The 23160-nt window shown below is 73.4% G+C and carries 21 protein-coding genes; 17 read left to right on the top strand and 4 right to left on the bottom strand.

Annotated features, from left to right (window positions below):
• Positions 1 to 104: 104 nt before the first annotated feature.
• The 10 genes from ACFW6A_RS16115 to ACFW6A_RS16070 all read left to right on the top strand — a co-directional run bounded on the left by ACFW6A_RS16115 (position 105) and on the right by ACFW6A_RS16070 (position 13047).
• Positions 105 to 1658: a PucR family transcriptional regulator gene (locus ACFW6A_RS16115; RefSeq protein ID WP_351843296.1), complete on the top strand. Its 1554-nt coding sequence runs from the start codon at positions 105 to 107 to the stop codon at positions 1656 to 1658.
• A 190-nt stretch (positions 1659 to 1848) separates the two neighbouring features.
• Complete coding sequence (locus tag ACFW6A_RS16110; protein ID WP_386641137.1) at positions 1849 to 2832, top strand: EamA family transporter; 984 nt, start codon at positions 1849 to 1851, stop codon at positions 2830 to 2832.
• A gap of 167 nt (positions 2833 to 2999) precedes the next feature.
• Positions 3000 to 4445, top strand: a complete 1446-nt coding sequence (locus tag ACFW6A_RS16105) for an aldehyde dehydrogenase family protein (protein WP_351843292.1) — start codon at positions 3000 to 3002, stop codon at positions 4443 to 4445.
• A 159-nt stretch (positions 4446 to 4604) separates the two neighbouring features.
• Positions 4605 to 5852 (top strand): 3-phosphoshikimate 1-carboxyvinyltransferase, encoded by a 1248-nt coding sequence (aroA, locus tag ACFW6A_RS16100; protein ID WP_386476269.1) that lies wholly within the window; start codon positions 4605 to 4607, stop codon positions 5850 to 5852.
• Positions 5853 to 5886: 34 nt separating this feature from the next.
• A complete protein-coding gene (gene dxr / locus ACFW6A_RS16095) occupies positions 5887 to 7137 on the top strand; it encodes a 1-deoxy-D-xylulose-5-phosphate reductoisomerase (RefSeq protein ID WP_351843288.1) in 1251 nt (416 codons plus the stop codon).
• A complete protein-coding gene (locus ACFW6A_RS16090) occupies positions 7134 to 8441 on the top strand; it encodes a M50 family metallopeptidase (protein ID WP_386641133.1) in 1308 nt (435 codons plus the stop codon). The genes dxr and ACFW6A_RS16090 overlap by 4 nt, the downstream gene beginning before the upstream one ends.
• A gap of 104 nt (positions 8442 to 8545) precedes the next feature.
• On the top strand, positions 8546 to 9703 hold the full coding sequence (gene ispG, locus ACFW6A_RS16085) for a flavodoxin-dependent (E)-4-hydroxy-3-methylbut-2-enyl-diphosphate synthase (RefSeq protein WP_351843284.1): 1158 nt from the start codon (positions 8546 to 8548) through the stop codon (positions 9701 to 9703).
• A gap of 149 nt (positions 9704 to 9852) precedes the next feature.
• Positions 9853 to 10698: a GNAT family N-acetyltransferase gene (locus ACFW6A_RS16080; RefSeq protein ID WP_386641130.1), complete on the top strand. Its 846-nt coding sequence runs from the start codon at positions 9853 to 9855 to the stop codon at positions 10696 to 10698.
• A 28-nt stretch (positions 10699 to 10726) separates the two neighbouring features.
• Entirely contained in the window at positions 10727 to 11272 is a 546-nt protein-coding gene (locus ACFW6A_RS16075) for a GNAT family N-acetyltransferase (protein WP_386641127.1), read from the top strand.
• Positions 11273 to 11343: 71 nt separating this feature from the next.
• A complete protein-coding gene (locus ACFW6A_RS16070) occupies positions 11344 to 13047 on the top strand; it encodes a proline--tRNA ligase (RefSeq protein ID WP_386641124.1) in 1704 nt (567 codons plus the stop codon).
• A gap of 72 nt (positions 13048 to 13119) precedes the next feature.
• Here the strand turns inward: ACFW6A_RS16070 and ACFW6A_RS16065 are convergent, their stop codons facing one another.
• Genes ACFW6A_RS16065 through ACFW6A_RS16050 form a run of 4 tightly spaced genes read right to left on the bottom strand, consistent with a single transcriptional unit; the run spans position 13120 to position 16041 of the window.
• Positions 13120 to 14064, bottom strand: coding sequence for a slipin family protein (locus ACFW6A_RS16065; RefSeq protein WP_386641121.1), 945 nt, complete (start codon positions 14062 to 14064; stop codon positions 13120 to 13122).
• Positions 14065 to 14121: 57 nt separating this feature from the next.
• The gene (locus ACFW6A_RS16060) at positions 14122 to 15021 is read right to left on the bottom strand and encodes an aminoglycoside phosphotransferase family protein (protein ID WP_351849959.1); all 900 of its coding nucleotides are present in this window, start codon (positions 15019 to 15021) and stop codon (positions 14122 to 14124) included.
• A gap of 55 nt (positions 15022 to 15076) precedes the next feature.
• A complete protein-coding gene (locus tag ACFW6A_RS16055; protein ID WP_351849961.1) occupies positions 15077 to 15493 on the bottom strand; it encodes a ferritin-like domain-containing protein in 417 nt (138 codons plus the stop codon).
• On the bottom strand, positions 15490 to 16041 hold the full coding sequence (locus ACFW6A_RS16050) for a hypothetical protein (RefSeq protein ID WP_386476280.1): 552 nt from the start codon (positions 16039 to 16041) through the stop codon (positions 15490 to 15492). Before ACFW6A_RS16050 ends, ACFW6A_RS16055 begins: the two co-directional genes overlap by 4 nt.
• A gap of 181 nt (positions 16042 to 16222) precedes the next feature.
• Here ACFW6A_RS16050 and rimP point away from each other — a divergent pair, with 181 nt between their 5' ends.
• The 7 genes from rimP to truB all read left to right on the top strand — a co-directional run bounded on the left by rimP (position 16223) and on the right by truB (position 23120).
• Positions 16223 to 16720 carry a ribosome maturation factor RimP gene (gene rimP / locus ACFW6A_RS16045; protein ID WP_351849964.1) on the top strand — a complete coding sequence of 166 codons (498 nt, stop codon included), beginning with the start codon at positions 16223 to 16225 and terminating at the stop codon, positions 16718 to 16720.
• A 2-nt stretch (positions 16721 to 16722) separates the two neighbouring features.
• A complete protein-coding gene (gene nusA, locus ACFW6A_RS16040; protein ID WP_351849967.1) occupies positions 16723 to 17718 on the top strand; it encodes a transcription termination factor NusA in 996 nt (331 codons plus the stop codon).
• Positions 17719 to 17812: 94 nt separating this feature from the next.
• Complete coding sequence (locus ACFW6A_RS16035; RefSeq protein ID WP_351849969.1) at positions 17813 to 18103, top strand: YlxR family protein; 291 nt, start codon at positions 17813 to 17815, stop codon at positions 18101 to 18103.
• Between the two features lie 149 nt (positions 18104 to 18252).
• Positions 18253 to 21324, top strand: a complete 3072-nt coding sequence (gene infB, locus ACFW6A_RS16030; RefSeq protein WP_351849971.1) for a translation initiation factor IF-2 — start codon at positions 18253 to 18255, stop codon at positions 21322 to 21324.
• A gap of 138 nt (positions 21325 to 21462) precedes the next feature.
• Positions 21463 to 21756, top strand: coding sequence for a DUF503 domain-containing protein (locus ACFW6A_RS16025; RefSeq protein ID WP_031008504.1), 294 nt, complete (start codon positions 21463 to 21465; stop codon positions 21754 to 21756).
• A gap of 27 nt (positions 21757 to 21783) precedes the next feature.
• Positions 21784 to 22224 (top strand): 30S ribosome-binding factor RbfA, encoded by a 441-nt coding sequence (gene rbfA / locus ACFW6A_RS16020; RefSeq protein WP_169094413.1) that lies wholly within the window; start codon positions 21784 to 21786, stop codon positions 22222 to 22224.
• Positions 22221 to 23120 (top strand): tRNA pseudouridine(55) synthase TruB, encoded by a 900-nt coding sequence (gene truB, locus ACFW6A_RS16015; RefSeq protein ID WP_351849974.1) that lies wholly within the window; start codon positions 22221 to 22223, stop codon positions 23118 to 23120. Before rbfA ends, truB begins: the two co-directional genes overlap by 4 nt.
• The last annotated feature ends 40 nt before the right edge of the window (positions 23121 to 23160 follow it).

The following is a 23160-nucleotide window of genomic DNA, read 5'->3' as shown; positions in this document are numbered from 1 at the left end:
GCGGCCCTGGCACAATCGGGGGCGCCGCCCTCCCCAGCGGCGTTTCCGTCGCCGGGTGCGGGGTTCGCGCGTCCGGTCTTCGCCCAAAGGTCCGCCGGTTTCCGATGCCGCCCACCCTCGCCTCGCTCGTCCAGCACTCCTCGCTCCGGCTCCTGGTCCGGGCGGGGGAGGACCGTCTCGACACGCCCGTCCGGTGGGCGCACGTCAGTGAGCTGGCCGACCCCGTGCCGTACATGGAGGGCGGGGAGCTGCTGCTGACCACCGCCCTCACCCTCGACGCAGAGGACCCGGAGGCGATGCGGCGGTACGTGCGGCGGCTGCTCGGGGCGGGCGTGGTGGGGCTCGGGTTCGCCGTGGGGGTGAACTACGACGAGATCCCCGGGGCGCTGCTCGACGCCGCCAGGGCCGAGCACCTGCCTCTGCTCGAAGTCCCGCGCCGCACCCCGTTCCTCGCGATCAGCAAGGCCGTCTCCGCCGCGATCGCCGCCGACCAGTACCGCGCCGTGACCGCCGGTTTCGAGGCGCAGCGCGAGCTGACCCGGGCCGCGCTCGCCGAGGGGCCGGACGCGGTCGTCGCCCGGCTCGCCGCGCACGTCGACGGCTGGGCGGCGCTCTACGACGCCTCCGGCTCCGTCGTCGCCGTCTCCCCGGAGTGGGCGGCCCGCCGCGCGGCCCGGCTCACCCCGGACGTCGAGCGGCTGCGCGAGCGCCCCGCGCCGGCCAGCGCGGTCGTCGGCGGCACCGACGACCGCGTCGAGCTCCAGTCGCTCGGTACCGGGCGCCGGGTCCGCGGCGCCCTCGCGGTCGGCACCGCCGCGCCCCTCGGCACCGCCGAGCGGTACGCCGTCCACTCCGCGATCGCCCTGCTGACCCTCACCACGGAGCGCTCCCGCTCCCTCCAGGCCGCCGAGCAGCGCCTCGGCGCCGCCGTGCTGCGGATGATGCTCGCCGGACAGCCGGAGCACGCCCGTACCGTCGCGGGCGACGTGTACGGCGGCCTCCTCGACGCCCCCTTCCGGCTGCTCGTCGCGGAGCCGAGCGGCGGCGGCGAGGCGGCCGAGCCCCCGCTGCCCCTGCTCGCCGAGGCCCTGGAGGCCGCCGCCGCCCGTGCGGGCGAGACGGTGCTCGCCGTCCCCGAGGGCGAGGAGCGGCTGGTCGTCCTCGCGGGCGACGGCGGCGCGGTGGCCGCGGCCTGCGCCGGGTACGCCGAGCGCGAGGCCGACGAGGCCGGCGTCGTCGTCGGGCTCTCCGCCGCCGCCGACCCGGTCACCGCGGCAGCGGCGTACAAGCAGGCCGAGCAGGCCCTCTCGGTGGCCCGCCGCCGGGGCCGGGCCCTGGTCGAGCACGAGGACCTGGCGGCGGGTTCCGTCCTGCCGCTCCTGGCCGACGAGGCCGTACGGGCCTTCGCCGACGGGATGCTGCGGGCGCTGCGCGAGCACGACGCCACCGGCCGCGGCGACCTGGTCGCCAGCCTGCGGGCGTGGCTCTCCCGGCACGGCCAGTGGGACGCGGCCGCGGCCGACCTGGGGGTGCACCGGCACACGCTGCGCTACCGGATGCGGCGCGTGGAGGAGATCCTCGGGCGGTCGCTCGACGATCCGGACGTCCGGATGGAGCTGTGGCTGGCGCTGAAGACGACGGGGGAGGGCGAGCAGTAGGGGCGAGCAGGAGGGCCGCGTGCGGTCGCCGCGGTCTTCGGCGGCTCGTTCTCCGGCGGCTGCCTCCGGGGCGGAGCAGGGCTCTCCGGCGGCCGGGGTGCGGCCCTCTCCGGGACGGAGCAGGTTCCGCCTGCCCGGAGGCGGGCAGAATTCCTGGTCGGAAGCGCGCGGAGTCCCTAATCTCCTGCTCATGACAAGCTCCGCCGCCGATTCCGCCGCCGATCCCGTCCCCAGCCCGGCCCCCGGTACCGCCCCCGCCCCCGGGCGCACCCCCGTGCCCCCCGCCCGCCGCATCACCGGCGCCGTCTGGGCCGCCCTCGGCATCGTCTACGTCGTCTGGGGCTCCACCTACCTCGGCATCCGGATCGTCGTCGAGACCGTCCCGCCCTTCCTCGCCTCCGGCGGCCGCTTCATCGTCGCCGGACTGCTCCTCGCCGGGCTCGTGGCCTGGCGCCACGGCCCCGCCGCCCTCAAGGTGGACCGGCGCCGGCTCGGCTCCGCCGCCCTCGTCGGCCTGCTCCTCATCCTCGGCGGCAACGGCCTCGTCAACCTCGCCGAGACCACCGTGCCCTCCGGCCTCGCCGCCCTCCTCATCGCCGTCGTCCCGGTCTGGGTGGTCCTGCTGCGCACCGCCGCCGGCGAGCGCCCCGGCCCCGGCGCGTACGGCGGCGTCCTGATCGGCCTCGGCGGGCTGGCCGTGCTCACCCTTCCCGGGCTCAGCGGCGATGTCGGCATCGGCGGGGTGCTGCTCGTCGTCCTCGCCGCGCTGCTCTGGTCGGCCGGCTCCGTCTCCTCCGCCCGGCTGCCGATGCCCGCCAACCCGTTCACCGCGAGCGTGTACGAGATGCTGGCCGGCGGCGTCGGCGGGATCGTCGTCGGCCTCCTCCGCGGCGAGCACCGCGGCTTCGACCCGGGCGCGGTCTCCACCGGCTCCTGGCTCGCCCTCGGCTACCTCGTCGTCTTCGGCTCGCTGATCGCCTTCACCGCCTACGCCTGGCTGCTCCAGTCCGCCCCGGTCTCGCTCGCCGCCACCTACGCGTACGTCAACCCGGTCGTCGCCGTGCTGCTCGGCGCGCTGATCCTCGGCGAGGAGCTGACCTGGCCGATCCTCCTCGGCGGCGGGATCGTCGTGGCGGCGGTCTGCCTCATCGTCTCCACCGAGCGGAGGGGGTGAGGGCGGAAGCCCGCCCCGGCTCTTGGGCCGAAGCGGACAGACCGCCACCCCCACCACTCCATCACGGACAAACGCCACCCGCCGGTCCCGGCCCTAACGTATCTGGAGAGCAACCGCCCGCCCGGGGCGACCGCTCACACCCGAAACGGAAAGGGCCGGGACGCACAATGACGACCACCCACGCCTTCTGGGTCGCCGGCCGCGAGGCCACCGGCGACACCACCTTCGACGTCACGAACTCGTACGACGGACGTCTGGTCGGCAAGGTCGCCGTGCCCACCGAGGCCCAGGTCGAGGAGGCCGTCGCCGCCGCCCACGCGGTCGTCGACGAGTTCGCCGCCACCCCGGCGCACGTCCGCGCCGCCGCCCTCGACCACGTGTCGAAGCGGCTCGCCGAGCGCACCGAGGAGATCGCCCAGGTCATCTCCGCCGAGAACGGCAAGCCCATCAAGTGGGCCCGCGGCGAGGTCGGCCGCGCCGTCTCCGTCTTCCGTTTCGCCGCCGAGGAGGCCCGCCGCTGGAACGCCGGCGAGGCCCAGCGCCTGGACACCGAGGCCGGCGGCGCGGGCCGCCTCGCCCTCACCCGCCGCGTGCCCAAGGGCGTCGTCCTCGGCATCGCGCCCTTCAACTTCCCGCTGAACCTCAGCGCCCACAAGGTCGCCCCGGCCATCGCCGTCGGCGCCCCGATCATCCTCAAGCCGGCCCCGGCCACCCCGATCTCCTCCCTCATCCTGGGCGAGATCCTGGCCGAGACCGACCTGCCGGCCGGCTCCTGGTCGATCCTCACCGTGCCGAACGACCGGATGCCCGCCCTCGTCCAGGACGAGCGCCTCCCGGTCATCTCCTTCACCGGCTCGGACAAGGTCGGCTACGCCATCCAGGCCTCCGTGCCGCACAAGCACTGCACCCTGGAGCTCGGCGGCAACGCCGCCGCCGTCGTCCTCCCGGACTGGTCCTCCGAGGCCGACCTGGACTGGGCCGCGACCCGCATCGCGACCTTCTCCAACTACCAGGGCGGCCAGTCCTGCATCTCCGTGCAGCGCGTGATCGCCGACGCCACCGTCTACGACCGCCTGCTGCCGAAGATCGTCGCGGCCGTCGAGGCCCAGGTCACCGGCGACCCGGCGGACGACGCCACCGACGTCGGCCCGCTCGTCGACGAGGCCGCCGCGCGGCGCGTCGAGTCCTGGGTGGACGAGGCCGTCGCGGCCGGCGCCAAGCTCCTCGCCGGCGGCAAGCGCGAGGGCGCCACCTACGCCCCGACCGTCCTCACCGACCTCCCGGCCGGCGTCACCCTGGCCCGCTCCGAGGTCTTCGGCCCGGTCCTCACGGTCGCCAAGGTCGACGGCGAGGCCGAGGCCTTCGCCGCGGTCAACGACTCGGACTTCGGCCTCCAGGCCGGCGTCTTCACCCACGACCTGCAGACCGCCTTCCGCGCCCACCGCGCCCTGGAGGTCGGCGGCGTGATCGTCGGCGACGTCCCCTCCTACCGCGCCGACCAGATGCCGTACGGCGGCGCCAAGCGCTCCGGCGTCGGCCGCGAGGGCGTCGCCTACGCCATGGACGACTACACCTACGAGCGCGTGATGGTCCTCACCGGCCTCGCCCTGTAGGACCCGCGTCCCACGAGACCAGGCGGTCCGAGCCCACTGTGCGGGGGCTCGGGCCGCCTCTTCGCGCACGCGTCCAGCGGACGGACCGCCTCCTCGCGTCCGCGTCCAGCAGACGGACCGCACGGCGACGGCGCGGCCGGCCACGGCAGGATGACCGGCGTGACCGTCATCGACATCCCCGGCTCCAAGTCCGTCACCGCCCGCGCGCTCTTCCTCGCCGCCGCCGCGGAGGGCACCACCACCCTGCTGCGCCCGCTCGTCTCCGACGACACCGAGGGCTTCGCCGAAGGGCTGCGGGCCCTCGGCTACACCGTCCGGCAGGAGCCCGGCGCCTGGCACGTCGAGGGCCGCCCCGCCGGACCGGGGACCGCCGAGGCCGACGTCTACTGCCGCGACGGCGCCACCACCGCCCGCTTCCTGCCGGCCCTCGCCGCCGCGGGCCGCGGCACCTTCCGCTTCGACGCCTCCGCGCAGATGCGCCGCCGCCCGCTCGGCCCGCTCACCACCGCCCTGCGCGAGCTGGGCGTGGACCTGCGGCACGGGGAGAAGGACGGCCACCACCCGCTCGCCGTGCACGCCGACGGCGTCAGGGGCGGAGCGCTCACCCTCGACGCCGGGCAGTCCTCCCAGTACCTGACGGCCCTGCTGATGCTGGGCCCGCTCACCGCCGAGGGCCTCGACATCACGGTGACGGACCTGGTCTCGGAGCCGTACGTCGAGATCACCCTCGCGATGATGCGGTCCTTCGGCGCCGAGGTCGTCCGCGAGGACGACGAGCGGGGCCGGACCTACCGGGTCGCCCCCACCGGCTACCGCGCCCGGACGTACGCGATCGAGCCCGACGCCTCCACGGCCAGCTACTTCTTCGCCGCCGCCGCCCTCGAACCGGGCCGCTCGGTCACCGTCCCCGGGCTCGGCACCGGCGCCCTCCAGGGCGACCTCGCCTTCGTCGACGTGCTGCGCCGCATGGGCGCCGACGTCGAGGTCACCGAGGAGTCCACCACCGTCCGCTCCACCGGCACCCTGCGCGGACTCACCGTCACCATGCGGGACATCTCGGACACCATGCCGACGCTGGCCGCGCTCGCGCCCTTCGCCGACGGCCCGGTCCGCATCGAGGACGTCGCCAACACCCGGGTCAAGGAGTGCGACCGGCTCGACGCCTGCGCCGACAACCTCCGCCGCCTCGGCGTCACCGTGGAGACCGGCCCCGACTGGATCGAGATCCACCCCGGCACCCCCGCCGGGCCCGTCGAGATCGCCACCCACCGCGACCACCGGATCGTCATGTCCTTCGCGGTCACCGCCCTGCGCACCCCCGGGATCACCTTCGACGACCCCGGCTGCGTGAAGAAGACCTTCCCGGACTTCCACCGCGCGTTCGGCGCGTTCACCCGGACCCCGTGAAGAGCGCACAGCGTTTGGGGCAAGAATGGGGGGCATGAGCGACCGCCCCTCTCCTCTCGCCGACCCGCACATCGCCTTCGATCCGGCCGAAGGCCGCCGGGACGTCGTCGTCCTCGGCTCCACGGGATCCATCGGCACCCAGGCCATCGACCTGGTGCTGCGCCACCCCGACCGCTTCCGGGTCACCGCCCTGGCCGCCTCCGGCGGCCGGGTCGCGCTCCTCGCCGAGCAGGCGCACCGGCTGGGGGTCGCCCGGGTCGCCGTCGCCCGCGAGGAGACCGTGGCGGAGCTGCGTACGGCCCTGGGGGCGCTGTACGGCTCCGAGCCGCTGCCGGAGATCCTGGCCGGCCCCGACGCCGCGACCCAGCTCGCCGCCTCCCCGTGCCACACCGTGCTCAACGGCATCACCGGCTCCATCGGCCTCGCGCCGACCCTCGCCGCCCTGGAGGCCGGCCGCACCCTCGCCCTCGCCAACAAGGAGTCGCTGATCGTCGGCGGCCCGCTGGTGAAGGCGCTCGCGAAGCCCGGCCAGATCATCCCGGTCGACTCCGAGCACGCGGCCCTCTTCCAGGCGCTCGCCGCCGGCACCCGCGCCGACGTCCGCAAGCTGGTCGTCACCGCCTCCGGCGGCCCCTTCCGCGGCCGCACGCGCGCCGAGCTGGAGCACGTGACCCGCGAGGACGCGCTGGCCCACCCGACCTGGGCGATGGGCCCGGTCATCACGGTCAACAGCGCCACCCTGGTCAACAAGGGCCTGGAGGTCATCGAGGCGCACCTCCTCTACGACATCCCCTTCGACCGCATCGAGGTCGTCGTCCACCCCCAGTCGTACGTGCACTCCATGGTCGAGTTCACCGACGGCTCCACCCTCGCCCAGGCCACCCCGCCGGACATGCGCGGCCCCATCGCCATCGGCATCGGCTGGCCCGAGCGGATCCCGGACGCGGCCCCCGCCTTCGACTGGACCAAGGCCTCCACCTGGGAGTTCTTCCCGCTCGACGACGAGGCCTTCCCGTCGGTGAACCTGGCCCGGCACGTCGGCGAGCTGGGCGGCACCGCCCCCGCCGTCTTCAACGCCGCCAACGAGGAGTGCGTGGAGGCGTTCCTCGCCGGACGGCTCCCCTTCAACGGCATCATGGACACCGTCACGGCGGTCGTCACCGAACACGGACGGCCCACCGGGGGAACCTCCCTGACGGTGCCGGACGTCCTGGAAGCGGAGACCTGGGCCCGGGCCCGGGCCCGAGAGCTCGCAGCGAAGGCAACCGCGGAGGCGCGCGCATGACGGAAGTGCTCCTGACGATCCTCGGGGTCGTCCTGTTCGCGCTGGGACTCCTCGTCTCCATCGCGTGGCACGAGCTGGGCCACCTCTCCACGGCCAAGCTCTTCGGCATCCGCGTGCCGCAGTACATGGTCGGCTTCGGCCCCACCCTCTGGTCGAAGAAGCGCGGCGACACCGAGTACGGCATCAAGGCCATCCCGGCCGGCGGCTACATCCGCATGATCGGCATGTTCCCGCCCGGCGCGGACGGCAAGATCGCGGCCCGCTCCACCTCACCCTGGCGCACCATGATCGAGGACGCCCGCGAGGCGTCCTACGAGGAGCTCCAGCCCGGCGACGAGACCCGGCTCTTCTACACGCGCAAGCCGTGGAAGCGCGTGATCGTCATGTTCGCCGGACCGTTCATGAACCTGGTCCTCGCCCTCGGCCTCTTCTACGGCTCCCTGATGACCCTCGGCATCGAGGGCCAGACCACCCAGGTCGCCGGCGTCCAGAAGTGCGTCATCAAGCAGAGCGCGAACCGGGACTCCTGCGCCGCGGGCGACCCGGTCTCCCCGGCGTACGAGGCGGGGCTGCGGGACGGCGACACGATCGTCGCCTTCAACGGCGCCCCGGTCTCCGACTGGGACACCCTCTCGAACCACATCCGCAGGACCATCGGCCCCGCCACGATCACCGTCGAGCGGGCCGGGCAGCGCCTCGACCTGCACCCGACGCTGGTCGCCAACGAGGTCCTGAAGAAGGACGAGAACGGCCAGGTCGCCCGCCCGCTCGCCTACGAGAAGGCCGGCTACCTCGGCTTCGCGTCGAAGACCGAGGTCGCGCCGCTGACCTTCGTCGAGACCACCGACCGCATGGGCGAGCTCATGGAGAACGGCCTCCAGTCGGTCGTCGCCCTCCCCGGCAAGATCCCCGGCCTGTGGGACGCGACCTTCGGCGACGGCGAGCGGGCCGAGGACTCCCCGGTCGGCGTCGTCGGCGCCGCCCGCATCACCGGCGAGCTCATGAACCTGGACCTCCCGCCGGAGCGGATCCTGGTCATGTTCATGAACCTGCTGGTGTACTTCAACGTCTCGCTGTTCCTGTTCAACATGCTCCCGCTGCTGCCGCTCGACGGCGGCCACATCGCGGGCGCCCTGTGGGAGTCCGTCCGCCGCCACACGGCCCGGCTCTTCAAGCGCCCCGACCCCGGCCCGTTCGACGTGGCCAAGCTGATGCCCGCCGCCTACGTGGTCGCCGGCGTCTTCGTCTGCTTCACCCTGCTCGTCCTCGCCGCCGACATCGTCAACCCGGTGAAGCTGACGTAACTCCCCGGGGGGCCGCGCACCGCCGTGTCCGGCCCCCCGCCCCCGGGGCGGTAACCTCGGAAGCCCGAGCCCGCCGACGCACGACCTTGAGGTTGTACAGACTCATGACCGCGATTTCTCTCGGTATCCCCACCGTCCCGACCCGGCTCGCCGAGCGCCGCAAGAGCCGGCAGATCCAGGTCGGCAGCGTGGCCGTCGGGGGTGACGCACCGGTCTCGGTGCAGTCGATGACGACGACCCGTACGTCCGACATCGGCGCCACCCTCCAGCAGATCGCCGAGCTGACCGCCTCCGGCTGCCAGATCGTCCGGGTGGCCTGCCCCACCCAGGACGACGCCGACGCGCTCGCCACGATCGCCCGCAAGTCGCAGATCCCGGTGATCGCCGACATCCACTTCCAGCCGAAGTACGTCTTCGCCGCGATCGACGCCGGCTGCGCCGCCGTCCGCGTCAACCCCGGCAACATCAAGCAGTTCGACGACAAGGTCAAGGAGATCGCCAAGGCGGCCGGCGACGCGCGCGTCCCGATCCGCATCGGCGTCAACGCCGGCTCGCTCGACGCCCGCCTGCTCCAGAAGTACGGCAAGGCCACCCCCGAGGCGCTCGTCGAGTCCGCCCTCTGGGAGGCGTCCCTCTTCGAGGAGCACGGCTTCCGCGACATCAAGATCTCGGTCAAGCACAACGACCCGGTCGTCATGGTCGAGGCCTACCGCCAGCTCGCCGCCCAGTGCGACTACCCGCTGCACCTCGGCGTCACCGAGGCCGGCCCCGCCTTCCAGGGCACCATCAAGTCGGCCGTCGCCTTCGGCGCCCTCCTCTCGCAGGGCATCGGCGACACCATCCGCGTCTCCCTCTCCGCCCCGCCGGCCGAGGAGATCAAGGTCGGCATCCAGATCCTGGAGTCGCTCAACCTCCGCCAGCGCCGCCTGGAGATCGTCTCCTGCCCGTCCTGCGGCCGCGCCCAGGTCGACGTCTACAAGCTCGCCGAGGAGGTCACCGCCGGCCTCGACGGCATGACCGTCCCGCTGCGCGTCGCCGTCATGGGCTGCGTCGTCAACGGCCCCGGCGAGGCCCGCGAGGCCGACCTCGGCGTCGCCTCCGGCAACGGCAAGGGCCAGATCTTCGTCAAGGGCGAGGTCATCAAGACCGTCCCCGAGTCGAAGATCGTCGAGACCCTCATCGAGGAAGCCCTCAAGATCGCCGAGCAGATGGAGAAGGACGGCGTCGCCAGCGGCGAGCCGAGCGTCGCCGTCGCCGGCTGACCCGCCCCGCACCGCCGCACGCCGGCCCCGCGCCGCACGAGACCCCGCCGCCCCCAGGAGCGGCGGGGTTTCGCCTTCCCGGCGGTCCCGCCGCGGATCCTGGAGGTACAGTGCCAGGACCAGCAGAACCCGCACGGTGAGGCCCCCTCGTGTTGACACAGACCACCACCCGGGTCCTCGAACCCGCCGACCTCGGGGCCGCCCTCGCCGTCCTGGAGAGCGCCCCCGTCGAGAACGCCTTCGTGACCGCCCGCGTCCGCGTCGCCGGGCTCGACCCCTGGCGCCTGGGCGGCGAGATGTGGGGCTGGTACACCGAGGGCAGGCTTACCTCGCTCTGCTACTCCGGCGCCAACCTCGTGCCCATCTGCGCCACCCCCGGGGCCGTCCGCGCCTTCGCCGAGCGGGCCCGCCGGATCGGCCGCCGCTGCTCCTCCATCGTCGGCCCGGCCGGCCCCACCGCCGAGCTGTGGCGCCTCCTCGAACCCGCCTGGGGCCCCGCCCGCGACGTCCGCGCCCACCAGCCCCTCATGGTCGCCGAGGAGCCCTCCGCCGACGTCGCCCCCGACCCCCTCGTCCGCCGGGTCCGCAAGGACGAGATGGACGCGATCATGCCCGCCTGCGTCGCCATGTTCACCGAGGAGGTCGGCGTCTCCCCGATGGCCGGTGACGGCGGCCTGCTCTACCAGGCCCGCGTCGCCGAACTCGTCGCCGCCGGCCGCTCCTTCGCCCGCATCGACGACGGCAAGGTCGTCTTCAAGGCCGAGATCGGCGCCGCCACCCGCCAGGCCTGCCAGATCCAGGGCGTCTGGGTCGCCCCCGAACACCGCGGCAAGGGCCTCTCCGAGACCGGCATGGCCGCCGTCCTCCAGTACGCCCTCGCCGACGTCGCCCCCGTCGTCAGCCTGTACGTGAACGACTACAACACCCCCGCCCGCGCCGCGTACCACCGTGTCGGCTTCCGCGAGACGGGCGCTTTCATGAGCGTCCTGTTCTGAACCGGCGGGCACTTGTAGGGTGCGCCGCATGGACGACGCACAGGCCGTGATCGGACCCGTCAACCTCGCCGCCCGGGTGGACGAGGCGCTCGCCGTGCAGGCGGTCGCCTTCGGACTCGACGCCGAGGAGGTCGCCGTACGCCGCCACATCGTGCTGCGCCACCTGATGAACCCCGGCGCCCGCGCCTACGGCGCCACCACCCCCGACGGACGGCTCGTCGGCTTCGTGTACGGGATGCCCAACGACCGCGGCCACTGGTGGTCCACCGTGGTGGAGCCGTACCTCCGGGCCACCGGCACCGCCGACTGGCTCGACGCCTCCTTCGTCATCACCGAGCTCCACGTCCACCCCGCCTTCCAGGGCCTCGGCCTCGGCCGCGGACTGATCACCACCATCACCGACACCGCCGAGGAGAAGCGCTCCATCCTCTCGGCCATCGACACCGAGTCCCCGGCCCGCGGCCTCTACCGCTCGCTCGGCTACACCGACCTCGCCCGCCGGGTCCACTTCCCGAGCGCCGCCCGCCCCTACGCCGTCATGGGCGCCCCGTTGCCCCTCCCGCGCCGGAACTGATTTCTCGCGGGCGGGGCCGCCCGGATAACCTCGGGGCCATCATCTTCAGTCCCGGCAGGAGTACGAGAACCATGGCCAACGCACCGGTCCAGCGCATGTCCCAGTTGATGGCGAAGACGCTGCGCGACGACCCGGCGGACGCCGAGGTCCTCTCCCACAAGCTCCTCGTGCGCGCCGGCTACGTCCGGCGCACCGCCGCCGGCATCTGGAGCTGGCTGCCGCTCGGCAAGAAGGTCCTCTCCAACGTCGAGCGGATCGTCCGCGAGGAGATGGACGCCGTCGGCGCCCAGGAGGTCACCCTCCCCGCCCTGCTGCCCCGCGAGCCCTACGAGGCGACCGGCCGCTGGGACGAGTACGGTGCCGAGCTCTTCCGCCTCCAGGACCGCAAGGGCGGCGACTACCTCCTCGGCCCCACCCACGAGGAGATCTTCACCCTGCTGGTGAAGGACCAGTGCTCGTCCTACAAGGACCTGCCGGTCATCCTCTACCAGATCCAGACCAAGTTCCGCGACGAGGCCCGCCCCCGCGCCGGCATCCTGCGCGGCCGCGAGTTCCTCATGAAGGACTCCTACTCCTTCGACATTGAGGACGAGGGCCTGAACCGGTCCTACGGCGTGCACCGCCAGGCCTACCAGCGGATCTTCGAGCGCCTCGGCCTCGACTACCGCATCTGCGCCGCCACCGCCGGCGCCATGGGCGGCTCCAAGTCCGAGGAGTTCCTCGCCCCGGCCGAGGCCGGCGAGGACACCTTCGCCGACTGCCCGAACTGTGACTTCGCCGCCAACACGGAGGCGGTGTACCAGGAGGTCAAGGCCGTCGACGGCTCCGCCGTCCCCGCGGCCGAGGAGATCCCCACCCCGGACACCCCCACCATCGAGACCCTCGCCGCCTCCCTCGGCGTCCCGGCCTCCGCCACCCTCAAGAACCTCCTGGTGAAGGTCGACGGCGAGATCGTCGCCATCGGCGTCCCCGGCGACCGCGAGGTCGACATGGACAAGGTCGAGGAGCACTTCGGCCCGACGGCCACCGTCGAGCTGGTGACGGAGGAGGACTTCGCGGTCCGCCCCGACCTGGTCCGCGGCTACGTCGGCCCCCAGGGCCTGGAGAAGGTCACCTACCTCGCCGACCCGCGCGTGGCCCCCGGCACCTCCTGGATCACCGGCGCCAACAAGGAGGGCACGCACGCGAAGAACGTCGTCGCGGGCCGTGACTTCGAGGTGTCCGAGTACGTCGACGTCGTCGTCGTCCAGGACGGCGACCCGTGCCCCCGGTGCGGCACCGGCCTCAAGCTGGACCGCGCGATCGAGATCGGCCACATCTTCCAGCTCGGCCGCAAGTACGCCGACGCGCTGAAGCTCGACGTCCTCGGCCAGAACGGCAAGCCGGTCCGCGTCACCATGGGCTCCTACGGCATCGGCGTCTCGCGCGCCGTCGCCGCCCTCGCCGAGCAGACCGCCGACGAGAAGGGCCTGTGTTGGCCGGCCGAGGTCGCGCCCGCCGACGTCCACGTCGTCGCCGCCGGCAAGGCGCTCCAGACCGAGCTGGCCCTGGAGGTCTCCGACAAGCTGTCCGCCGCGGGCCTCCGGGTCCTCGTCGACGACCGCGCCGGCGTCTCCCCGGGCGTCAAGTTCACCGACGCGGAGCTGATCGGCGTCCCGAAGATCCTCGTCGCCGGCCGCCGCGCCGCCGAGGGCGTCGTGGAGCTGAAGGACCGCCGCACGGGCGAGCGCGAGGAGCTGACGGTCGAGGAGGCCCTCGCCGCCCTGACGGCGTGACCCTCCGCGCACCCGCCGACGCCGCCCCGCGCACCCGCGCGGGGCGGCGTCGGCGTTCGGGCGTTCCGGCCGTCAGGACGACGGGTCGACCGAGGGACCGGTGAGGTCCTCGACCGGCGACAGCGGCGCCGAGGACAGCTGCTCCGGGGGCGGCGGAGCCGGGGACAGCGGCTCCTGCGGCGGCGGTTCCTCCGGGGCGGGCGGTTCCGGGGGAGCCGCGGAAGGCGCCCCCGGCACCGGGCCGGTCCGCGGCGCCTCGGGCGTGGCGCGCTCCAGGAAGCGCAGCAGCTCGACCGGGATCGGCAGGACCAGCGTCGAGTTCTTCTCGGCGGCCACCGCCATCACCGTCTGGAGCAGCCGCAGCTGGAGCGCGGCGGGGGCGTCGGCCATCTGGTGCGCCGCCTCCGTCAGCTTCTTCGACGCCTGCAGCTCCGCGTCCGCGTTGATGAGCCGGGCCCGCCGCTCCCGGTCCGCCTCCGCCTGCCGGGCCATCGAGCGCTTCATGGTCTCGGGCAGCGACACGTCCTTGATCTCCACCCGGTCGATCTGCACGCCCCACCCGATCGCGGGGGAGTCCAGCATCAGCTCCAGGCCCTGGTTGAGCTTCTCCCGGTTGGACAGCAGGTCGTCGAGGTCGCTCTTGCCGATGATCGACCGCAGCGAGGTCTGCGCCATCTGCGAGACCGCGAACTTGTAGTCCTCGACCCGCACCAGCGCCTCCGCCGCGTCCACCACCCGGAAGTACACGACGGCGTCGACCCGTACCGTCACGTTGTCCCGGGTGATGCCCTCCTGCGCGGGCACCGGCATCGTGACGATCTGCATGTTCACCTTGTGGAGCCGGTCCACCGCGGGAAGGATCATGGTGAAGCCGGGCGGGCGGACCTCGCCCCGCAGCCGGCCGAAGCGGAAGACCACGCCCCGCTCGTACTGCTTCACCACGCGGGCCGCCGCGCCCACGTAGGCCAGCGCGGCCACACCCGCTCCCGCGGCCGCCAGGAGGATGTCTTCGATCATCACGACCCCCTGAGAAAGGGATACGAAAAGGGTATTCCCCTCAGGAGGGCCGCGGACTCACAGCCAGCTCGCGAACTCCAGCAGCCACTCGGCCTCCTGCCGCCGGCCGCCGGCCAGCGCCCGCGTGCCGGACTCGACGGTCCGGAAGAGCGTCCAGCCGCGCAGCCGCTCCCGGTCGACGTCGAGCGAGTCGGCCAGCTTGTTGACCCGCCGCCGGGCCGCCGGGGCGCCGGCCGAGGAGGCGACCAGGTCCTCGACCCGTTCCCGCACCAGCCGCGCGAGGTCGTAGGCCCGCTCGCCGACCACCGGGTCGGGCCCGACGGCCAGCCAGGGGGCGCGGTCGCCGCCGAGCACCTTGCCCTGCCGGAAGTCGCCGTGCAGCAGCAGTTCCTCGGCTGCGCCGGCGACCAGCTCCTCGCGGGCGGCGAGCGCGACGGCGGTGAGCTCCCCGGCGGCGGGGTCGGCCCGGTGCCGCTCCATCGCCTCCGCCTGGCGCGCGGTGCGGCCGGCCACGGTCTCGAAGCCGTGTCCGGCGGGCGGCTCCACCCACAGCTTCCGCACGGTCCCGGCGGCCTCCAGGAGCGCCTTGGCCTCCGGCAGCGAGCGCAGGGACACCTCCGGGTGCAGCCGTTCGAGGACGAGGGCGCCCTCCGGGGCCTCGGCGCGGAGCAGCACCGCGCCCCAGCCGTTCCAGTGCGCGAGCGCGTCCCGCTCCAGCTCCGGCCGGGTGAACGGCGGCGCGATCTTCAGCGCGGCGGGCTCGCCGCCGGCGTCCCGGACGAGCAGCACCAGGCTGCCGCGCCCGCCGGGCGCCACCATCCGCTCGACGGTCAGCCCGGCCTCCTCGGGCACCCGCCCGGCCAGGCCGGGGAGCCGCCCGAGCCACTCGGCCGCGGCGGCCTCGCCGTACTTCTCGTGGAGCGCCGTCACCAGTCGCCGGGGCGCTTCGAAACCCATGTGTGCCGTGTTCCTTCTCCTCGGGCGGGATGACCAGAACAGGTGGGGGCCGGGCTCACACCCGCTCGGCGAGCCCAGGAAAGGTTACGTCGCTGCCGCGCCACCGCACCGCTCGGACCGCCGCCTCCCGGAGCGCCCCGGCCGCCTCCCGGCGCAGGGCGCCGTCACCGGCCCGCACCAGGTCGGAGTAGACCCCGGCCACCCGGTCCTCCAGGACCGCGGCCAGCCGCACCGCGCCGGCCGGGTCGGCCACCCGGAACGGCAGCTCGTACGCGGCGGCCGCGGCGACCGGCGTGCCGCCGAGGTCGCGGACGGTGCGGCGCAGCGCGTCCCGGCGGGCCCGGTGCGCCTGGTACGCGGCGGTCGCCTCGGCCCGGCGGTCCTCGGCGACCCTGCCGCCGACGACCCCGTAGCCGTACACGGCGGCGTGCTCGGCGGCGAGGGCGGCCTGGGCGGCCTCCAGGGCGCTCATGCGCGGGCCCCTTCGGTGAGGAGGTAGGCGTGGGCGGCGCCGGCGGCGGCCACGGAGGCGAGCAGCCGGGCGTACTCGGGCGGCGCCGCGAGCAGCTCGGCGGTGTGCGCCTCGGACGCGGTCCGCGCGGCTCCGGCCAGCTCGCGCAGCGCGGTCTTCGGATCGGCCGGCACGGCGGAGCCCGCGGCCGGGGCGGTCGAGGCCGGCGCGGCGGAGGCCCCGTCCGGTGCCGGGGCGGGGCGGTCGCCCTCGCCGAGGGCGCGGACGTGGGCCGCGGCGGAGGTGCGCAGGGGGGCCACGCGCGCGTGGAGCGCGGGATGGGCGGCCAGGGTGGCGTCGTAACGTTCCAGCAGGGTCCGGGAGGCGGTCACGGCGCGGCGGCGGAGGGCCGCCTCGGCGCGCGCCACCCGTTCGGCCTCGCGGGCCGCCGCCTCCTCCGCGGCGCTCGGACGGCGCGGCCCCCCGTCGTCGGAGGTGCAGCCGGTCAGCGCCGCCGCGGCGGCCGAGGCCCCCGCCACGAGCAGGGCGCGTCTGCCCGTCGTCGTCACGCTCTCTCCCTCAGCATTCCGGACCCCTCCCGGCCGCCCGTCGAAGATCACCGCAGGCGAGCGTACCCGCGGGGGCCCCGGCGGTGGACGGCAACACCCTCCCGGACCGGATACCCTTGATCCGACACGCAGGGATTTGCGACGTACCCACAACAGCACACGCGGCCGAGGAGTCACCCGGATGAGCACCACCCAGAGCGACAGGCTGCGCGGACTCATTGAGCCGCTCGTCCGCGCGGAGAACCTGGATCTGGAGGAGATCGAGGTGTCCCGGGCCGGCCGCCGCGGACTGCTGAGGATCGTCGTCGACTCGGACGAGGGCGTCGAGCTGGACGCCTGCGCCGAGCTGAGCCGCGCCATCTCCGCCGAGCTGGACCAGTCCGACGCCATGGGCGACGGCGAGTACGTCCTGGAGGTCAGCTCCCCGGGTGCCGACCGTCCGCTCTCCGAGCACCGCCATTACGTCCGGGCCACCGGCCGGCTGGTGAAGCTCCAGCTCGCCGAGGGCGGGGAGCTGGTCACCCGCATCCTCGCCGTGGACGAGGACGGCATCGACACCGAGGTTCCGGGCCTGAAGGGCCGCAAGGCCACCGCCCGCCGCGTGGAGTTCGCCGAGATCGCCAAGGCGCGTGTCGAGATCGAGTTCAACCGCAAGGACAAGAAGGAAGAGGAGGCGTAGCCGTGGACATCGACGTGAAGCTCCTGAAGGGCTTGGCACAGGAGAAGGAAATCTCCTTCGAGATGCTGGTCGAGGCGATCGAGTCGGCCCTCCTCATCGCGTACCACCGCACCCCGGCCCCCCACCGCCGCGCGCGCGTGGAGCTGGACCGGCACACCGGTCACGTGACGGTGTGGGCGGAGGAGGACCCGGCCGACCTGGAGGAGGGGCAGGAGCCCAAGGAGTTCGACGACACCCCGTCGGACTTCGGCCGCATCGCGGCGAGCACCGCCCGCCAGGTCATCCAGCAGCGGCTGCGCGACGCCGAGAACGACGTGACCTTCGGCGAGTACGCCCGCCGCGAGGGCGACGTCGTCGCCGGCGTGGTGCAGCAGGGCAAGGACCCGAAGAACGTCCTCGTCAAGCTGGACGACAAGCTGGAGGCCATCCTCCCGGTGCAGGAGCAGGTGCCGGGCGAGGAGTACACGCACGGCCTGCGGCTGCGCACGTACGTGGTCCGCGTCGCCAAGGGCGTCCGCGGTCCGTCCGTCACCCTCTCGCGCACCCACCCCAACCTGGTGAAGAAGCTCTTCGCGCTGGAGGTGCCGGAGATCGCCGACGGTTCCGTCGAGATCTCCGCCATCGCCCGCGAGGCCGGCCACCGCACCAAGATCGCGGTCCGTTCCACCCGTTCGGGCCTGAACGCCAAGGGCGCCTGCATCGGCCCCATGGGCAGCCGCGTCCGGAACGTGATGGCGGAGCTGCTCGGCGAGAAGATCGACATCGTCGACTGGTCGGACGACCCGGCCGAGATGGTGGCGAACGCGCTCTCCCCGGCCCGGGTCTCCAAGGTCGAGGTCGTCGACGCCGCCGCCCGGTCCGCCCGGGTGACGGTCCCCGACTACCAGCTCTCGCTGGCCATCGGCAAGGAGGGGCAGAACGCCCGCCTGGCCGCGCGGCTCACCGGCTGGCGGATCGACATCCGGCCGGACACCGAGGCCCCGGCCGAGGAGAACTGAGCGGCCCCGCCGCAAGCCGGAGATCGTTTTTGGCCAACAGCTGTTCGATTTTTGCCCCAAACGGGTGAGGTCGGTACGGGGAGGTAGACTTATCGTGTCTGGCCGGACGCATGCCCGCGCGTGCCCTGAGCGAACCTGTGTGGGATGCCGGGAGCGAGCGGCCAAGAGCGATCTGCTGCGGATCGTGGTGATCAAGGACGAGTGCGTCCCCGATGATCGCGGTACGCTGCCCGGCCGGGGTGCGTACGTGCACCCCGCCTTGCACTGTCTCGACCTCGCGGTCCGCCGACGGGCGTTCCCGAGGACCTTCAAGGTCCCGGGCCCGCTCGACACGGCGGCCCTGCGGGAGCACATCGAGCAGGCCGCCCAGGCGGCACCGCAGTGAACAGGAAGTACGGCACGGAACACCGTGCGGTCAGGTACCTCGCGAGTCGGAAGTAGGTCGAGATTGCGATGAGCACTCGATGAGTACGCGATGAGTACGCCCATGAAGTAGCGACGGTCCGGCGGTAACCGGACCTATAAAGGAGCGATGTGGCTAAGGTCCGGGTATACGAACTCGCCAAGGAGTTCGGCGTAGAGAGCAAGGTCGTCATGGCCAAGCTCCAGGAACTCGGTGAATTCGTCCGTTCGGCGTCCTCGACGATCGAGGCGCCGGTCGTGCGCAAGTTGACTGACGCTTTGCAGGGTCCCGGCGGTTCCGCCGGCAAGACCGCTGCCAAGCCCGGCGCGCCCCGCAAGGCGGCGCCCTCCCCCAAGCCGGCCGCGCCGGCGCCCTCGGCGCCCGCTGCCGCGCGTCCCGCCGCCCCGAAGCCTGGCGCGCCCACCCCGGCGCCCAAGCCCGCGGCGGCCGAGAAGCCCGTGACGCCGGCCACCCCCGGCCCGCGTCCGACCCCGGGTCCGAAGCCCGCGGCTCCCGCGCCGAAGCCGGCGCCGGCCGCCCCGGCTCCGACCAACCCGGAGTTCACCGCGCCGCCGGCCGCTCCGGCCGCCGGTCAGCGTCCCGGTGGCGCCCCGTCCGGGCAGCGCCCGGCCGCCGGTGCCCGTCCGGGCCAGGCCGCGCCGCGTCCGGGTGGTCAGCAGGCCCCCCGTCCCGGCCAGCAGGCCCCGCGTCCGGGCGCCCCGCGTCCGGCCGGCCCGCGTCCGGGCAACAACCCCTTCACCTCCGGCGGCTCCACCGGCATGGCGCGTCCGCAGACGCCCCGTCCCGGCGGCGGTGCCCCGCGTCCCGGCGGCCCCGGTGCCGTTCCGGGCGCCCCGCGTCCGCAGGGCGGCCCCGGCGGCGCCCCGCGTCCGCAGGGTCAGGGCGGCGCCCGTCCGACCCCCGGTGGCATGCCCCGTCCGCAGGCTCCCCGTCCCGGTGGCGCTCCCGGCGGCAACCGTCCGAACCCGGGCATGATGCCGCAGCGTCCCGCTGCCGGCCCGCGTCCCGGCCCCGGCGGCCGTGGTCCCGGTGGCCCCGGCGGCCGTCCGGGCGGTCCCGGTGGCGGCGGCGGTCGTCCCGGCTTCGCCGGTCGTCCGGCCGGTCCCGGCGGTGGCGGCGGCGGCTTCGCCGGCCGTCCCGGCGGTCCCGGTGGCGGCGGCGGTCGTCCGGGTGGTCCCGGCGGCGGTGGCGGCGGCTTCGGCGGTCGTCCCGGCGGCTTCGGCGGCCGTCCCGGCGGTCCGGGTGGCCGTGGTGGCACGCAGGGCGCCTTCGGCCGTCCCGGCGGTCCCGCGCGTCGCGGTCGCAAGTCGAAGCGGCAGAGGCGCCAGGAGTACGAGGCCATGCAGGCCCCGTCCGTGGGCGGCGTGATGCTGCCTCGCGGCAACGGCGAGACCATTCGCCTGTCGCGCGGTGCGTCCCTCACCGACTTCGCGGAGAAGATCGGCGCCAACCCGGCGTCGCTCGTCGCGGTCATGATGAACCTCGGCGAGATGGTCACGGCCACGCAGTCCGTCTCCGACGACACGCTGGTCATGCTGGCCGAGGAGATGAACTACGTCGTCCAGGTCGTCAGCCCGGAGGAGGAGGACCGCGAGCTGCTCGAGTCCTTCGACATCGAGTTCGGCGAGGACGAGGGCGGCGAAGAGGCCCTGGTCTCCCGTCCGCCGGTCGTGACCGTCATGGGTCACGTCGACCACGGTAAGACCCGACTCCTCGACGCGATCCGCAAGACGAACGTCGTCGCGGGCGAGGCCGGTGGCATCACCCAGCACATCGGTGCCTACCAGGTCGGCACCGAGGTCAACGGCGAAGAGCGTCGCATCACCTTCATCGACACCCCGGGTCACGAGGCGTTCACCGCCATGCGTGCCCGTGGTGCGAAGTCGACCGACATCGCGATCCTCGTGGTCGCGGCCAACGACGGCGTCATGCCGCAGACGATCGAGGCGCTCAACCACGCCAAGGCCGCCGGCGTCCCGATCGTCGTCGCGGTCAACAAGATCGACGTCGAGGGCGCGGACCCGGTCAAGGTCCGCGGTCAGCTGACCGAGTTCGGTCTGGTGGCCGAGGAGTACGGCGGCGACACGATGTTCGTCGACATCTCCGCCAAGCAGGGTCTGCACATCGACTCCCTGCTGGAGGCCGTGATCCTCACCGCCGACGCCTCGCTCGACCTGCGGGCCAACCCGAACCAGGACGCGCAGGGCATCGCGATCGAGTCCCACCTCGACCGCGGCCGCGGTGCCGTCTCGACGGTCCTGGTCCAGCGCGGAACGCTGCGCATCGGCGACACCATCGTCGCCGGCGACGCGTACGGCCGCGTCCGGGCCATGCTCGACGACAAGGGCAACAACGTGGAGGAGGCGACCCCGTCGACCCCCGTCCTCGTCCTGGGCCTCACCAACGTCCCGGGTGCCGGTGACAACTTCCTCGTCGTCGACGAGGACCGCACCGCCCGCCAGATCGCCGAGAAGCGTGCCGCCCGCGAGCGCAACGCGGCCTTCGCCAAGCGCGTCCGCCGCGTCTCGCTCGAGGACCTGGACAAGGTGCTCAAGGCCGGCGAGATCCAGCAGCTGAACCTGATCATCAAGGGTGACGCTTCCGGTTCCGTCGAGGCCCTCGAGTCCTCCCTGCTCCAGCTGGACGTCGGCGAGGAGGTCGACATCCGCGTCCTGCACCGCGGCGTGGGTGCCGTCACCGAGTCGGACATCGACCTGGCGATGGGCTCCGACGCCATCGTGATCGGCTTCAACGTGCGCGCCGCCGGGCGTGCGCAGCAGATGGCCGAGCGCGAGGGCGTGGACGTCCGGTACTACTCGGTCATCTACCAGGCGATCGAGGAGATCGAGGCGGCCCTCAAGGGTCTGCTCAAGCCGGAGTACGAAGAGGTCGAGCTCGGCACGGCGGAGATCCGCGAGGTCTTCCGCTCCTCCAAGCTCGGCAACATCGCGGGTGTCCTCATCCGCTCCGGCGAGGTCAAGCGCAACACCAAGGCGCGCCTCATCCGCGACGGCAAGGTCATCGCGGAGAACCTCAACATCGAGGGTCTGCGCCGCTTCAAGGACGACGTCACCGAGATCCGCGAGGGCTTCGAGGGTGGTATCAACCTCGGAAACTTCAACGACATCAAGATCGACGACGTCATCGCGACGTACGAGATGCGCGAGAAGCCGCGCGCGTAACACGCGGTGAAGTGCCGGGGCCGGTCGGCGGAGGTTATTCCGTCGATCGGCCCCGGCCGTTCCGTGTACGGTTTCGGTGTTCCCGTCCAGCGGTGGGCGGGGCCACTGACCCCGAACCGGCGGGACATCCGGACACACATGTACGTGGGGACCCTGTCCTTCGACCTGCTCCTCGGCGACGTCCATTCGCTCAAGGAGAAACGCTCCCTCGTGAAGCCGATCGTCGCCGAGCTCCAACGGAAGTTCTCCGTGAGCGTGGCGGAGGTGAGCGGCCAGAACCTCCACCGGCGGGCCGAGATCGGCGTCGCCATGGTGTCGGGAGACCTCGGACACCTCAACGGCGTCCTGGACCGCTGCGAGCGGCTGGTGGCGGCCCGGCCCGAGGTGGAGCTGCTGTCGGTGCGCCGCAGGCTCCACACTGATGAAGACTGAACGCAAGGCAAAGAAGGAGACGGACCAGTGGCCGACAACGCGCGGGCGAAGAAGCTGGCGGACCTCATCCGGGAGGTGGTCGCCGAGAAGCTGCAGCGCGGCATCAAGGACCCGCGCCTGGGTACGCACGTGACCATCACGGACACCCGCGTCACCGGTGACCTGCGGGAGGCCACGGTCTTCTACACGGTCTACGGCGACGACGAGGACCGGGCGAGCGCCGCGGCCGGCCTGGAGAGCGCCAAGGGCATCCTCCGTTCGGCCGTGGGCCGGGCGGCGGGGACCAAGTTCACCCCGACCCTGGCCTTCGTGGCCGACGCCCTCCCGGAGAACGCCCGGACCATCGAGGACCTCCTCGACAAGGCGCGGGCCTCCGACGCCCAGGTGCGGGAGGCGTCCTCGGGCGCCGCCTTCGCGGGCGACGCCGACCCTTACAAGAAGCCGGGCGAGGACGACACCGCCGAATGAGCGACAAGATCCAGACACCCGACGGCCTCGTCATCGTCGACAAGCCGTCGGGTTTCACCTCGCACGACGTCGTGGCCAAGATGCGCGGGATCGCGAAGACCCGACGCGTCGGCCACGCCGGCACGCTCGACCCCATGGCCACGGGCGTCCTCGTCCTCGGCGTGGAGCGGGCCACCAAGCTCCTCGGTCACCTCGCGCTGACCGAGAAGGAGTACCTGGGCACCATCCGCCTGGGCCAGACCACGATCACCGACGACGCCGAGGGCGAGATCACGGCGTCGGTCGACGCGTCGAAGGTCACCCGCGAGCAGATCGACGCGGGGGTCGCGGAGCTGACCGGCGCCCTCATGCAGGTGCCGTCGAAGGTCTCCGCGATCAAGATCGACGGCAAGCGGTCCTACGCGCGCGTGCGCGGCGGCGAGGAGTTCGAGATCCCGGCCCGTCCGGTCACCGTCTCCTCCTTCCGGGTGTACGACGTGCGCGAGGCGACGGCCGAGGACGGCACCCCCGTCGTCGACCTGGTCGTCTCGGTGGTCTGCTCCTCCGGTACGTACATCCGGGCGCTGGCCCGGGACCTCGGCGCCGGGCTCGGCGTCGGCGGGCACCTCACCGCGCTCCGGCGCACCCGGGTCGGCCCGTACAAGCTGGACAGCGCCCGCACCCTCGACCAGCTCCAGGAGGAGCTGACCGTGATGCCGGTCGCCCGGGCCGCGGAGGCGGCGTTCCCGCGCTGGGACGTCGACGAGAAGCGGGCCCGGCTGCTGCTCAACGGCGTGCGCCTGGAGATGCCGGACTACCCCAAGGGGGCGGTCGCGGTCTTCGGCCCCGACGGGAAGCTGCTCGCCCTGGTGGAGGACCAGCGGGGCAAGGCGAAGAGCCTGGCGGTCTTCGGCTGAGCAGCCTTCGGACGAAGGCCCCGGCCGGGACGCGGAAGCG

This window comes from Streptomyces sp. NPDC058758 (assembly GCF_042746075.1).
Taxonomy (GTDB): domain Bacteria; phylum Actinomycetota; class Actinomycetes; order Streptomycetales; family Streptomycetaceae; genus Streptomyces.
This window is presented reverse-complemented; position numbering and strand designations above follow the sequence as displayed.